This window comes from Brevibacillus formosus (assembly GCF_003013405.1).
Taxonomy (GTDB): domain Bacteria; phylum Bacillota; class Bacilli; order Brevibacillales; family Brevibacillaceae; genus Brevibacillus; species Brevibacillus formosus.
Genome location: NZ_PXZL01000020.1, coordinates 51467 through 65983 on the forward strand (window position 1 = coordinate 51467; position 14517 = coordinate 65983).

A 14517-nucleotide genomic window follows, 5' to 3' on the forward strand; every position below is an offset into this window, starting at 1 on the left:
TCCCCCCTACAGACGGTTCGCTCATTGAAAAAGTTGCAAACAGATTATGTATCCAATATTTGGGCCTGCCAATACAATCCCGCAGGTGTAATAACCAGCGTGATCGCTCCATGTATATCAGTCCTGTACACGGCGGAACCCGATTTTTTTAAGCGATGCAGCACTTCGGACGAAGGATGCCCGTACCGATTTTTCACCCCGGCAGAGATTACAGCAGCTTTTGGTGCTGTGATTGCGAGGAGCTCTTCGGTGCTCGAGGTATTGCTTCCATGATGGGCTACTTTCAAAACATCCACAGAAGTCAAACCGTTTTGAACAAGCTGACTTTCCCCATCCTTTTCAATATCACCCGTAAACAATACAGTCTTGTTGAAAGCAGTCAGCTGGAGTACTACGGATGCATCATTTCCAGAGAAGGTCGATTCACCCGGATGCAGCCACTTCCACTCGATTCCCGGTCCATCTGACCATGATTGACCCGGGAGCCCTGTTAGTATCGGAACTCCTTCTTGCCGGAAAAGCTGGACAATCTCGCCCTCCAATTTCGAAGGTGCTGTTCCATTCACCAATACCTCTCCAAAAGAAAAATGAGGCACAAGCGATTTGAATCCCCCGATGTGATCCAGATCGCCATGCGTCATGATGACACGATCGATTTTCTCGATTCCTCTGGCCATCAGAAACGGCAAAACGACGTCTTTCCCCACCTCAAATGGGTCACGCTTTTCCATCCATGGCTCAGCAGCTGGGAACCGCATTGTCCCACCCGCATCCATTAAGTATACCTTCTGATCACCAATTTCGACAACGATGGAATCCCCCTGTCCGACATCAAGGAAGGTAATTCGCACTTCTTCGACTCCTGAAAACGGCTGTCTGGCCGCTACAATGAACGAGAGAAATATAACGAAAGTAAGCATTATATCACGCTTTCGATGATAGCCCAACCTCCATGAAATGGGCAGAACACCCAAAAAGCAGGTGTACAAAGCAAGCCACCACCACGAAGGATGCGGCCAGTAGGTAAAGGGCAGCCTCATTTTTTCAATAGCAAACAACGGTAGATGAATCCATTTCAGCATTGCCGTCGACATCCAAACAGGGATCACCGCCAAAAACGGGTGGACGAAATCGAGGACAACCGCGACATACCCAAATGGTAGCGCTATAGCCGAGAGAATCGGTGTCACTACCAAATTGACCAGCCAAGACACAGGTGAAAACAAATGAAAATGGTAGATGAGAAACGGAAAAGAAACAAGCTGGGCTGACAAAGTAACCGCCAGAAGTGTACGAATCCAGACGGGTACCCTAACAAACACATGCAAGCTGTATGGAACAAAAATAATCAGACCAAGTGTCACCGCAAAAGAAAGCTGAAAACCGACATGCCACAGCTGATACGGATTCACCATCAGCATCAAAATGAGTGCCCCAGCCCAAACGTCCTTGCCGTCCAACTTCTTTCCAAATACCTGACAGAGAAGACCCACACTTCCCATCAGCCCAGATCGGATCGCTGACGCGCTGGCTCCAACTAGAAACACATACCCGATCAAGAACAAAATCGTTACGACAAATGCCAGTCTGCGTCTGATTCCAATCCGTTCCAAACACCACATAAACATGGAGCTAACCAATGTCACATGCAAACCGGAAATCGCGAGGATATGACTTAAGCCCAAATTCGAATACATCGCCGCAAGCTCAGGGTTCACCTCTTGTCCAAGACCAAGCAGGAGCGACTTCATGTAACCCGCTGTTTCTGGGTCCGCAAATAATGATTCAATTCGCCTTGCACCCGAGTCCTGCCATTCTTGAAAGCTCGCCCACAGTGAAAAGGCAGGTGTCATATCTACCGCTTGATAGCTTGTTTCCCCTGTGACATGGACACCTTGCCAGTACAAATAGCTGGCGTAGTCGAAGGCATGCGGATTGCGCGCAGAGGGTGGTAAGGATAGTCGGATCGGAGCCACGATAACACTCCCACGTCTCCACTGCTCTATTTGTGTAGCTTCCTGAAAAGAGGCAAGTTTAACACGAAGCGCGACTTTTTCAAGAGAGTGATGCTCGTTCTCATTTGGCTGGTTTTCACCCCAGGATGTTATCGTGACAAAAAACCGTGCTACATCCCCGTCCCGTCTCACAGGAGAATCAATGACACCTTCTATCCAGATGCTCTGCTCCCTTTCTGCCAATGGTTTGACTTCAGAGCTGTGGAGATTCTCGTACCCATAAAAAAAGAGACCTGCTAGAATAGAAATCAGTGAGTAGCATGCAACGTATTTGCGGTATGGTAACGGGATACATGCAACGAGTGCCCATGATACTCCTGCAGCCAACAGTAGCCAAGCAGGATGCAAATAGGCGGACAAAATAATACCGATCATCATCGCTAGGCTTGCTATCCATACTGACACTGCAATTCCCCCGTCCTGTTCTTTCATGAACCGCTTTGTCGAACGATTCATGGTCTCCTAAGGGAGTATATCTAGTCGAATGGGGACAAAAATAGAAAAGAAGAAGGGCTAATTCCCTTGTAGAATCAGCGTTTCTAGGTCAATCACTGTCATTCATAAGAGATTGCGCTGATGATCGATACATGATAGAGTTAGCAGGAGCAATCCAGTGAGAGGAAGAGTCATTTCTTATGTGCGGAATCGTATCACTCTATAACAAGCGGCAAAAGCCTGTTCAACAAGAAGCGATTAGTGCAATGACGGGTGTCATCCTGCACCGTGGTCCAGATGACGATGGTTTTCACCTTGAAGACAACATCGCCCTGGGCTTTCGTCGTTTAAGCATCATTGACGTGGAAGGCGGACATCAACCGCTGTTTAACGAAACACGTGACATCTGGATTATTGGTAACGGCGAAATCTACAATTACAAAGAGTTACAGCAATGGTTAAAGGACATCGGTCACGTTTTCCATACCGATTCTGATATTGAAACCATCCTCCACCTTTATGAAGAAGTAGGAACAGATGCACCTAAGCATTTGCGCGGGATGTTTGGCTTTACGATTTACGACTCCCGTAAAAAACGTCTTTTTGGAGCACGCGACCATTTTGGAATCAAGCCTCTCTACTATGTCGAGACGAATGATTCGATCGGAGTCGCCAGCGAGATTAAAAGCTTGCTGGAGCTGCCAGGATTCAAGCGTGAAGTGAATCCAACCGCTTTTTATCACTATTTGACGTTCCAATACGTACCTGATCCTGAAACGATGTTTGCTGGCATTTACCGCATACCGCCTGCGCACTCGTTCGTGATTGAAAACGACCAGATCAAGCTGGAAAGGTACTGGGATGTCGAATTCAAGCCTGATGAAAGCAAGCCGTTCTCTTATTTTGTTGAGGGTACACGCAGTGTCATGCTTGAATCTGTCGACAAACACCGGATTAGCGAAGTTTCTCGTGGAGCCTTCTTGTCTAGTGGTGTTGACTCTAGCAGTATCGTTGGGATGTTGCGTACATTCGAGCCAGTCAAATCTTTTTCTGTCGGCTCGGATATTCCTGGTTACAGTGAGCTCGATTATGCGAAACGAACCGCAGCATATTTGGGATCGGAGCATTTCGAGCGCGTGATAAACGCCAAGCAGTACATGGATGAATTGCCGCGACTGATCTGGCATCAGGACGAGCCGGTAGCGGACCCATCTGCCATCCTGCTCTATTTCGTAGCACAGATGGCGAGTGAACACGTAACCGTCGTATTGTCCGGTGAAGGTGCAGATGAATTTTTTGGCGGATACAATATTTACAGAGAGCCTCATTCTCTCAAAATGTTTTCCGGGATGCCTGGATGGATGCGCCAATCCATCGGATACATGGCTGAACGCCTACCTGATCAGGTAAAAGGGAAAAACTTCCTCATCCGCGGATCGAAAACAGTTGAACAACGCTTCTTCGGAAACGCTCTGATTTTCAGTGAAGAGATGAAAAAGCGTGTCGTCATGGAAGATATTACCCGTTCGGAATCGTATGTATCTCCTTTCACCATTACAGAAGAGATTTACAAACGCGCTTCCGAGTATGATGATGTGACCAAGATGCAATACTTGGACATTCACACTTGGCTCAGAGGCAACATTTTGATGAAGGCCGACAAGATGACCATGGCCAATTCTTTGGAGTTGCGCGTGCCTTTCATTGATCTGAAGGTATTTGAATTCGCCGCTACCATTCCAACGAAGTACAAAATTGCCAACGGCACGACCAAGCACGTGCTTCGTGAAGCGATGAAAGACTTCTTGCCGCCTGAGATCCAAACGAGAAAGAAGCTAGGCTTCCCTGTTCCGACTCGTCATTGGCTCAAAAACGAATTTTACAAATGGGCAAAAGAGATCATTTTTGAATCCAAGGTAGATAATTTGATCAATAAGGCCTATGTGCTGTACATGCTCGATGAACACCGCGAAGGCAATGCGGATTACAGTCGCAAAATCTGGACGATCCTGGTCTTCATGCTGTGGCATCAAATCTTCATTGAGCAAAAGCACAATTTTGAGCCTTATGTCAGCCCGAATGTAGACCTTCGCCGCAAGAAAAATTCTTCGCTGCAGCATATCGGCTAACAGCGCAAACAAACGAAATAGATTTGCAGACCCTCTCTTACTTTTCGTAGCATCGTTAATAGAGAACAAGTTCTCTCTATGAACGTATCGCTATGTGAAGGACGGGAGGGTTTTTTGTTATGGTGCTGGAATGGTGGGAGCGTTATCGTCGTATCATCTTGCTGACTGCGGCTGTTCTGTTTGTCGGTTGTAGCTATTGGCTCTACCAACGCGACCAATCGCTTAAGACTGACGAACTACCGCTGCATTCTCCTGCTTATGCAGCATCGGATTTCGAAACAAAAGAACTGACAGATGATACAGAAGCTGCTCAACCTGCCAAGCCTGTAAAAGCGACACGGGAAAAAGATAAGGATAAGGAACAACTCCCTCCTCCTCTCTATGTCGATGTGAAAGGGCAAGTAAAAAATCCCGGTTTATACCAATTTGAACCGGGTACGCGTGTCGCAAATGCCATCGAAAAAGCAGGAGGAGCACTGCCTGATGCTGACCTGGTACAGATCAATTTGGCAGCGCCGCTCACAGATGGAGCTGCCCTTGTCATCCCGGCTAAAGGAGCAACAGCCCCAGTCTCCGCATCCATCGGCCTTGTACAATCTGCTGCCAGCGTATCCACCACGGGTGCCTCCACAGTCATAAACCTCAACACGGCAACTGCCGAAGAGCTCATGAGCCTTCCCGGAATTGGAGAAGCTCGTGCCAAGGCAATCGTGGATTACCGGTCAAAACAAGGGCCATTTCGTTCAGCGGATGACCTGAAACAGATTGAGGGAATTGGCGAGAAGATGTTTGCTCGGATAAAGGATCGACTGGTAGTAAAATGAGTGCTCAGCATCTGGTCATGATCATAGGCACTCCTACATAGAATGGGAAAAGAATATCGGAGGGAGGTATGCCCATGAATAGAATTGGGTTCATTGGTACGGGCAGCATGGGCAGTATCTTGATTGAATCATTGCTGTCAGCCAAGGCGCTGACTCCTGGTCATGTCATTATCAGCAACAGAACCCCCGCAAAGGCGCAGCAATTGGCAGAAAAACATCCTGGGCTCATTGTCGCGCACAGCAATGCCGGTTTGGTCAAAGAAGCTGCAACGATCGTGCTGTGCGTCAAGCCACTGGAATATAGTGTGATGCTCGAACAAATTGCTCCTGCCTTAACGCCAGACCATCTATTGATTACGATCACCAGTCCGATCGAGCTTGCGGATTTGGAGTCTCAAGTTCCATGTGCGGTTGCCAGAGTCGTTCCTTCTATAACAAATGCCGTAATGAGTGGTGTCAGCTTATGTGAATTTGGATCACGCATCCAAGAGGAACAACGCCATTTTATACGAAGTCTGTTTGCCCACATTAGCTCCCCTGTAGAGATTTCGGAGCCTTTTTTACGAATTACTTCTGACATTGTTAGTTGTGGACCTGCGTTTATCAGCTATATTTTGCAGCAAATGATTCAAGAAGCAGTTGAAGAAACTGGCATTTCCGCAGAAGCTGCTACTTACATGACCACGCAAATGCTAATTGGAATGGCAGATCTTTTACGCGAGGAAGCATTTACCCTGCCTACTCTGCAAAAGAGGGTTTGCGTGCCAGGTGGAATTACTGGGGAGGGTCTGATTCCTTTGCAAGAAGGTATTCCCGGTCTTTTCGCCCAAGTATTTCGTCGTACACAAGCAAAGTTTGCCGAGGATAAGGAACTGGTTGCGCGAAAGTTGAACAATCAGCCGCATTAGCGTACGACCATATAAGCGTTGATTGACGAAAAAAGGAGTGGACACCTGTCACTCGCAGGCTCCACTCCTCTTCTTTTTTCTTGCCGTCCTTTTCTTAACGAACGACGATATTCACCAGTTTGCCTGGAACAGCGATGACTTTGACGATCGTTTTTCCTTCGATCAGCTCTTTAATCATCTCGTTGTTTTTCGCCATCTCTTCCATCTGTTCTTTCGTTGAATCAGAAGCAATGAGCAGCTTCTCTTTGTTTTTGCCGTTAATTTGCAGGACGATTTCTACCTCGTCTTCAACCAGCTTCGCTTCGTCATACGTTGGCCATGCTTCGTATGCCAGGCTCTCGCTGTGACCGAGTTTTTCCCACAGCTCTTCACCCAAGTGCGGAGCGATTGGAGACAGCATTTTTACAAAGTCCTCCATGAATTTCTTCGGCAGAACTTCTGCTTTGTATGCTTCGTTAACGAATACCATCAACTGAGAGATACCTGTGTTGAATCGCAGGCCCTCGTAGTCTTCCGTTACTTTTTTCACAGTTTGGTGGTACACGCGCTCCATGCCAGCCACGTTGGAGGTTTCCACGATTTTTTCGTTTAGCTCACCGTTGTCACCCACAAACAGACGATATACGCGATCCAGGAAGCGACGTGCGCCATCCAAGCCTTTTGTCGACCAAGCGATCGAAGCATCCAGTGGTCCCATGAACATTTCGTACATGCGCAGTGTGTCGGCACCATGGCTGTTGATGATATCGTCTGGATTTACGACGTTGCCTTTGGACTTACTCATTTTCTCGTTGTTTTCACCCAGGATCATCCCTTGGTTAAACAGCTTTTGGAATGGTTCCTTGGTTGGTACGACACCGATATCGTACAGGAACTTGTGCCAGAAACGGGAGTAGAGCAAGTGCAGTACCGCATGCTCTGCACCACCAATGTAAATGTCGATTGGCAACCATTCTTTCAGTTTGTCTGGATCAGCCAATGCCTTGTCGTTGTGTGGATCGATGAAGCGCAGGAAGTACCAGCAGCTACCCGCCCATTGCGGCATCGTGTTTGTCTCACGGCGCGCTTTCATGCCTGTTTCCGGATCGACAGTGTTAACCCACTCCGAGATGTTTGCCAATGGCGATTCACCTGTACCGGATGGTTTGATTTCTTTTGTTTTTGGCAACACGATTGGCAGTTCGGATTCTGGAACGACTTTCATCGTGCCGTCTTCCAGATGGAGAATCGGAATTGGCTCACCCCAGTAGCGTTGACGGCTGAACAGCCAGTCGCGCAGACGGTACGTTACCTTCCGATTTCCTTTGCCTTCCGCTTCCAGCCACTCGATCATTTTGCTGATAGCCTGTTCTTTGTTCAAACCATCGAGCATACCGGAGTTAATGTGCTCTCCATCTCCTGTATACGCTTCTTTGGAGATATCTCCACCAGCGATTACTTGCTTGATTGGCAGATCGAATGTTTTCGCGAACTCATAGTCGCGTTCGTCGTGGGCTGGAACCGCCATGATAGAGCCTGTTCCGTAGCTGATCAGCACGTAATCTGCAATCCAGATTGGCAGACGCTCGCCGTTAACCGGGTTGATCGCATACGCTCCGGTAAACACTCCTGTCTTTTCTTTCGCCAGATCAGTACGCTCCAGATCGCTCTTGCGCTTCGCTTGATCCAGGTACGCTTCCACTGCTTCTTTTTGAGCTGGTACGGTAATTTGCTCAACCAGCTTGTGCTCAGGAGCCAGTACCGCATAGGTTGCTCCGTAGAGAGTGTCTGGACGAGTCGTAAAGACGGTAAAGGATTCGTCATGACCTTCGATACCAAAGGTTACTTCTGCCCCTTCAGAACGACCGATCCAGTTGCGTTGCATTTCCTTGATGCTCTCTGGCCAATCCAGTTCATCCAGGTCAGCGAGCAGTCTTTCCGCATACGCAGTAATTTTCAAGACCCATTGTTTCATTGGGCGGCGTTCTACTGGGTGTCCGCCACGCTCACTTTTTCCGTCAATGACTTCTTCGTTCGCCAAAACCGTTCCCAAAGCAGGGCACCAGTTTACAGCTACCTCGTCAATATAAGCCAAGCCGTGCTCATACAGCTTCGTAAAAATCCATTGTGTCCACTTGTAGTAATTCGGATCGGTTGTATTGATTTCGCGATCCCAGTCGTAGGAAAATCCGAGTGACTTGATTTGGCGACGGAAGGTGTTGATATTGTGCTCGGTGAATTCTGCCGGATCGTTTCCTGTATCGAGCGCGTACTGCTCCGCTGGCAAACCAAACGCATCCCAGCCCATTGGATGGAGAACGTTATATCCTTGCATCCGCTTCATGCGGGACAAAATATCGGTAGCCGTATAGCCTTCCGGATGTCCTACGTGCAGGCCAGCTCCAGATGGATACGGGAACATGTCGAGTGCATAAAACTTTTTCTTGCCTTCATCCTCGGAGGTTTTGAAGGTCTTGTTCTGCTCCCAATATTGCTGCCACTTCTTTTCGACATTTTGATGACTGAATACCATGGTAAAGCACTCCCATCTTAAAATAGGTGAAGATACGAAAACCTCTATCGAGGATTGCTCAAGGATGAGCGATCGCGTATTAGCGGAATGTTTTCCGTATAAAAAAACCTCACATCCCAGATCGCACTTGCGAAAGGGACGAGAGGTTGTTAACATTCCCGCGGTACCACCCAGATTGGCAAATGACTAAGCATTTGCCCACTTGTTTCATCCGTATCGGGGATAAGCCGCTCACCCTTACACAGTCACGGCGTAAATGACCTTGGGGGCAAGTGCTGGGAGGTGAGTTCAGATAGATCCGGGTTGACTTGCACCATCCGTCAACTCTCTGTGAATGCTCGAATCCTATTCCTACTATTCCTCTTAAACGCGTCGAAATCTGTAGTTATAACGCCATTATAGTCAATCCGAACCAATCATGTCAAACTTTTCGGCTTGCGGGCTGAGAAAAATAGGCGCTCACTCGCTTCATGCGGCGGCAAATCCGAATAATCAGCGGTAATGACGATGTCAGTGAAGCCGGCATCTGTCAGCCAACGCATCAGTTGGACAGGCTGGTAAGCCCGTTGCCAATGCTCTTCTTCCATCCGCTCGTACAATCCGTTTGGCTGACGAATGAAAAACGTTAACTGATGCTCTACCTCTAGTCGCAGCGGGTCGCAATAACATTGCCAAATGTACGAAACTTCATCTTCTACATGTGTGAATGTCTCGTCTCCGAATATGTGCAACATCTTGTACGGACTGTGCACATCAAACAGAAAGCTCCCACCAGGCGCGAGATGAGCGAAAACACGCTTGAACGTTTCCTGTACATCCGCTTCTTCTGTAAGATAGCTCAATGAATCACACAAGGAGATGACCGCATCCGCTTCCGGCAAGGACAGCTCCCGCATATCCTGCTCCACCCACGCTACATCCACTTGCTCCTGTCTCATTTTGTCATAGGCGATCGCAAGCATTTCTGTTGAGAGATCCACTCCAGTAACACGGTATCCCCGCTTGGCGAGTGGGATCGCAATCGTGCCAGTCCCACAGCCAAGATCAATGACCCGCACAGGCTTCTCTCCCTTTGCCCAATGACGCTCGACCCAGTCAAGCCACTGGTCATAAGGAGTATCCGCCATCAGCCTGTCATATACAGCGGCCATGTGTGCGTATGCCATCTGACCTTACCCTTGCGCGCTGAAGGAAACTTCCTCTGCGTCCTTCCACAGGCGCTCCAGGTTGTAAAACTCGCGATCTTCGCGATGGAAAACGTGAATGACGATATCGCCCAGATCAACCAGTACCCAGCGACCTTCATCCGCTCCCTCGATACCGCGGACGTCAAAGCCGTTTTTGTGGGCTTGATCACGGATTTCTCGAACAATTGCCTGTACTTGACGCTCGTTGTTTCCGTGGCAAATCATGAAATAGTCTGCGATCACGGACAGCTTTTTAATATCGAGCACCTTCAAGTTCTCTGCTTTCTTGTCCTCTGCTGCCTTTACAACCAACTGGGCCAAATCTTCTACTGTTTTAACCATCAAAACCCTCCTTCTCTCCCTTTGCGGGAAACCAAATCGTTATAGGCCGTTAATGTCAACGGGAAAACCGTCTTCTGCTTCTCTATCAAAAATTGAATCGTGCCTCCCAAGGCGAGTGCCAGGGCGGCATCCAAATCATACATGGCTTTGGCGCGAATAAAATCGACACCAGGGTAATCCCGGTTTGGTTCTATATAGTCTGCCACACAAACGACTTTTTCTAACAGGGACATGCCAGCCCGACCCGTTGTGTGGTAACGAACGGCTTGTAAAATATCTGCATCCGTTACACCTAGATCAGTCTGGATCACAATGGCTGCTGCAAAGGCGTGCCACAGCTCTTTTTCCCCTTCCAAAAGCTCTGTAGGCATATCGTGGCGAACGAGAATCTCGAACATTTTTTCCACAGGCCAGCACTTACAGTAATCGTGCAACAGACCAGCAAGCTCGGCTTTGTCAGGATCAGCCCCGAATCTCTCTGCCAGCTCGCGAGCCGACGCAGCGACCCCAAGCGTGTGCTTGTAGCGTTTTTCATGCATTTGTTGCCGTACGCGAACGAGAAGTTCTTCCCGATTATCCAAAAGTCTCATAGATTCGGTTCTCCTTTATATAGCGCTCCACGGCATCAGGCACAAGATAACGGATGCTTTTCCTGGCAGCTGCCTTCTCGCGAATCATCGTGGAGGAAATGTCCCAAACAGGCATCTCCACAAATGTGACGTCCTCGCTCGAATTTAGGTCCAGTTCGGTTCCTGGCCTCGCTAGACCTATAAAGCGTACCATATGAATCAGCTCTTGGTACTGGTACCATTTGGGCAAGATTTTTACCATATCTCCCCCCATGATAAAGGAAAACCGGCAATCCGGGAACTGCCTGATGAGCTGAGCCATCGTATCATAGGTGTACGATGGACCTTTTCTTTCGAACTCCACATCTGTTACACGAAACACCTCGTGATCAGACACAGCAAGCTGAACCATTTGCAAGCGGTGATGCGCCAGCGTCAGACTTTCTCTCTTTTTGTGTGGTGGAACATGTGTAGGCATAAACCAGACTTCATCCAGGCCCGCTTGCTCTCTGGCTTGTTCGGCCGCCAGCAAGTGCCCGCAATGAATCGGGTCAAACGTTCCTCCCATGATCCCTACTTGCTTGATTGGCTGTCTCATCGCATGCAGGTCACTTATGGCAGCTTGATCGTCTTGTTCTCCCGAGACTCTTTGTACAAGACAACTGTATGGCCAATCAACTGCACAAGCTCTGCTCCAGCGCCTGCTGCCAGATCTTCTGCCACTTGATGTTTATCGTCATTATTGTTTTGCAAGATCGCTACCTTGATCAATTCACGTACTTCCAACGCTTCTTTGATCTGCGTAATCATATTTTCGTTTACGCCGCCTTTTCCTACTTGGAAAATCGGGGTGAGATGATGTGCTTCTGCGCGCAAAAAGCGCTTTTGCTTGCCGGTCAACATCGGCAATGCCTCCTTTTACATCCTGCCAATCAGGTTGTTTTCTTTAATTGTTGCAAGACGACCTCACGCATAACCCCAGTCGGTGCTCGTTCTCCCGTCCACAGCTCGAAAGCCAGTGCACCTTGATTCACGAACATGCCGATTCCGGAATGAACAGTGGCTCCGATGGCACGCGCTTCTTTGAGCAGACGTGTTTCGAGCGGGTTATAAATCAGATCGCTCACGGTTAAACCAGAATGAAGCCATTCTGCTGGCACAGGTGTCTCCTGCACATTTGGCAGCATTCCGATCGATGTCGTATTAATCAACAGCGAAGAATCCGCGATAGCTGCTTCACCTTCGCCCTGTTCTACGATTTTCGTAGGCACAATCGTTCCGACATGCTCAGCCAATACGGCGGCTCTTTCGCGGGAACGATTAATGATGCGAATTTCCTTGACTCCTTGTTCAGCCAAGGTAAACGCGACTGCACGGGCAGCGCCTCCAGCCCCTACCATGGTTACCACTTGCTTTTCAAGAACGATTCCCGTCTCTTCCACAAGCGAACGAACATAGCCCATACCATCTGTGTTATAGCCGATCAAGCGCCCATCACGAGAAACGACGGTATTGACGGCACCGATGCGTTTGGCAAGCGGATCAATTTCATCCAGCATCGGCATGATAGCGACCTTGTGGGGGATCGTGACGTTAATCCCTTTCAAGCCTAACGCGCGAATACCCGCAACTGCATCTTCCAGATTTTCCGGTTCCACATCGAACGCAGCATAGGCAAATCCCAACCCGGTCTCTGAAAAAGCTGTATTGTGCATCATCGGTGATTGCGAGTGGGAAACTGGATGCCCAAACAGGCCAACCAGTTGTGTTTTGCTTGTAATCATGGAGCTTTTCCTCCCCGGACGTCTCTCTATAGCATATGGCAAGGGGCAAGGCTAACTCGACTTTTTTGTTTAAGCTAGATCAGCCCTTTGCGCATCCCAACACTTACGCCTTTAGGTGCATGCACGACAACACTCGCTTCGTGTTTTCCTTGAATGCTGACCCAGCCCAAACCGGAAATTACGATGTCAGTCGTCGTCGTGGACTTGTTGATTTTAAAGGTGTGCTTCACAAATGGTGGAAGTGCTTTCGCAGCTTCCTCCCCTGTTGGCGGCACCAGCAAGGTTCCATGGTGCTTTTGCATCACTTCGTCTGCTTTCTCCAGCTTCGTCCGATGAATGTACAGGTCGTTGTCGACATAGATGATGAACGGCTGTCTTTCTCCGCGTACGAAGTCGATCCGGGCTAAACCACCCAAAAAGAGCGATTGTCCATCATCGAGCTGATACACCTTGGAGTTGATCCGGCTAGTCGGGGTAATCTTTCTCAGATCGGTCGGGGATACCATATGTCCAATCTGGTCGCGATTAATGATCCCCGGCGTATCAAAAATGGAGCGGTCATCCTCGAGCGGAATCTCGATTTTGTCCAGTGTCGTTCCAGGGAATGGAGAAGTCGTAATCTCCAGCTCAGCCGCACCATAGTCATGCAAGATGCGGTTGATCATGGTGGACTTTCCTACGTTGGTCACACCGACAATGTAAACATCTCGGCCTTTGCGCAGCTCTCCAATGCGATTCAACAGTTCATCGATATGAAGTCCTTTTTGCGCGCTGATCAGTACGACATCCTCCGGGCGCAGTCCGCGTTCTTTTGCTTCGTGCTGCATCCAGTTGCGTACGCGGTTCAGGTTGATGTTTCTCGGCAGCAGATCAACCTTGTTACCCACGAGCAAAATCGGATTTTTCCCGACAAAACGTGGCAAACCTTTGAGCCAGGAGCCTTGGAAATCAAAGATATCGACAACCATCACGACAAGAGACTCCGTAGAACCGATGCCATCCAAAATCTTGAGGAAGTCGTCATCGCCCATTCCAACGGGAGCTACTTCATTATAATGCTTGATACGATAACACCGCTGGCAAATGACTACCTTTCTGCCAAGCGCGGACTCCGGTGCATAGCCAGGTTTTTTTGCATCTGCTGTCTGAATGGCAATCCCACATCCAGCACAAGAGCCATGCATTTGTTCCGTCATGCTTTTCTCCTCCACGAAACCATTCCTTTCCTCTCCATCCAATTAAGGGCCACACGCTCCATCTGACGATTAAAGCGCGTCCAAAAACCATCCGTCTGGGCTACAGGAACGACCAGGATCGTATGAAATCCTAATCGATTTCCTCCCAGCACATCGGTAAACAATTGATCGCCAATGACAACGGTCTCAGCGATGGTTACATTCATCTGCCGCACTGCCTGCAAAAAGGCACGGTTTGTCGGCTTTTTGGCCGCATAAATAAACCCGAGATTTAATGGGGCACAGAAGCGGTCTACACGCTCCTTGTTGTTGTTGGAGACAACCGTGACCTGTATGCCAGCCTCATGCATGCGAGCAAGCCAGTTGATGACCTCCTGGGTTGCATGTGGCCTGTCCCATTCCACCAAGGTGTTATCCAAGTCTGTAATCACCGCACGGATGTTATTTCGTTTCAATTGATCTATGTCAATGTGATGGATTGATTCGACGAACTGACTAGGCATCAGCTTCTCTAAAAACACGGGGCACCTCCAAATGATGTGAAGCAATCAACCGCGATTTCGGCACCTACTATACCATAATCGACCACTTGGTTGCAAAACAAAAAGCATGATCA

13 protein-coding genes and 1 other annotated feature are annotated in these 14517 nt (G+C 48.7%); of the genes, 3 read left to right on the plus strand and 10 right to left on the minus strand.

All coding sequences use genetic code 11. The features are described from left to right. Positions 1–44 precede the first annotated feature (44 nt). Positions 45–2447, minus strand: a complete 2403-nt coding sequence (locus C7R91_RS18190) for a DNA internalization-related competence protein ComEC/Rec2 (protein ID WP_047072930.1) — start codon at positions 2445–2447, stop codon at positions 45–47. Between the two features lie 203 nt (positions 2448–2650). Here C7R91_RS18190 and asnB point away from each other — a divergent pair, with 203 nt between their 5' ends. The 3 genes from asnB to comER all read left to right on the plus strand — a co-directional run bounded on the left by asnB (position 2651) and on the right by comER (position 6311). Next, positions 2651–4579 carry an asparagine synthase (glutamine-hydrolyzing) gene (gene asnB, locus C7R91_RS18195; protein WP_047072612.1) on the plus strand — a complete coding sequence of 643 codons (1929 nt, stop codon included), beginning with the start codon at positions 2651–2653 and terminating at the stop codon, positions 4577–4579. Positions 4580–4698: 119 nt separating this feature from the next. Then, on the plus strand, positions 4699–5403 hold the full coding sequence (locus tag C7R91_RS18200) for a helix-hairpin-helix domain-containing protein (protein WP_047072614.1): 705 nt from the start codon (positions 4699–4701) through the stop codon (positions 5401–5403). 74 nt (positions 5404–5477) lie between these two features. Then, a complete protein-coding gene (gene comER, locus C7R91_RS18205) occupies positions 5478–6311 on the plus strand; it encodes a late competence protein ComER (RefSeq protein ID WP_047072615.1) in 834 nt (277 codons plus the stop codon). Positions 6312–6405: 94 nt separating this feature from the next. Here comER and leuS read toward each other — a convergent pair whose 3' ends face one another. The 9 genes from leuS to C7R91_RS18250 all read right to left on the minus strand — a co-directional run bounded on the left by leuS (position 6406) and on the right by C7R91_RS18250 (position 14422). Then, the gene (leuS, locus tag C7R91_RS18210; RefSeq protein ID WP_047072618.1) at positions 6406–8823 is read right to left on the minus strand and encodes a leucine--tRNA ligase; all 2418 of its coding nucleotides are present in this window, start codon (positions 8821–8823) and stop codon (positions 6406–6408) included. 131 nt (positions 8824–8954) lie between these two features. Next, positions 8955–9200, minus strand: a binding site (T-box leader). A gap of 39 nt (positions 9201–9239) precedes the next feature. After that, complete coding sequence (locus C7R91_RS18215) at positions 9240–9989, minus strand: class I SAM-dependent DNA methyltransferase (RefSeq protein WP_047072620.1); 750 nt, start codon at positions 9987–9989, stop codon at positions 9240–9242. A gap of 6 nt (positions 9990–9995) precedes the next feature. Next, positions 9996–10352, minus strand: coding sequence for a ribosome silencing factor (rsfS, locus tag C7R91_RS18220; RefSeq protein ID WP_047072622.1), 357 nt, complete (start codon positions 10350–10352; stop codon positions 9996–9998). Continuing rightward, positions 10352–10942: a bis(5'-nucleosyl)-tetraphosphatase (symmetrical) YqeK gene (gene yqeK / locus C7R91_RS18225; protein WP_047072624.1), complete on the minus strand. Its 591-nt coding sequence runs from the start codon at positions 10940–10942 to the stop codon at positions 10352–10354. Before yqeK ends, rsfS begins: the two co-directional genes overlap by 1 nt. Further along, positions 10926–11519: a nicotinate-nucleotide adenylyltransferase gene (locus C7R91_RS18230; RefSeq protein ID WP_047072626.1), complete on the minus strand. Its 594-nt coding sequence runs from the start codon at positions 11517–11519 to the stop codon at positions 10926–10928. Before C7R91_RS18230 ends, yqeK begins: the two co-directional genes overlap by 17 nt. A 14-nt stretch (positions 11520–11533) precedes the next feature. Next, complete coding sequence (gene yhbY / locus C7R91_RS18235; RefSeq protein ID WP_007727776.1) at positions 11534–11824, minus strand: ribosome assembly RNA-binding protein YhbY; 291 nt, start codon at positions 11822–11824, stop codon at positions 11534–11536. 29 nt (positions 11825–11853) lie between these two features. Beyond that, positions 11854–12705 carry a shikimate dehydrogenase gene (locus C7R91_RS18240; RefSeq protein WP_047072628.1) on the minus strand — a complete coding sequence of 284 codons (852 nt, stop codon included), beginning with the start codon at positions 12703–12705 and terminating at the stop codon, positions 11854–11856. 74 nt (positions 12706–12779) lie between these two features. Continuing rightward, positions 12780–13901 (minus strand): ribosome biogenesis GTPase YqeH, encoded by a 1122-nt coding sequence (gene yqeH, locus C7R91_RS18245; protein WP_047072630.1) that lies wholly within the window; start codon positions 13899–13901, stop codon positions 12780–12782. Next, entirely contained in the window at positions 13898–14422 is a 525-nt protein-coding gene (locus C7R91_RS18250; protein WP_047072631.1) for a YqeG family HAD IIIA-type phosphatase, read from the minus strand. The genes yqeH and C7R91_RS18250 overlap by 4 nt, the downstream gene beginning before the upstream one ends. Between the last annotated feature and the right edge of the window lie 95 nt (positions 14423–14517).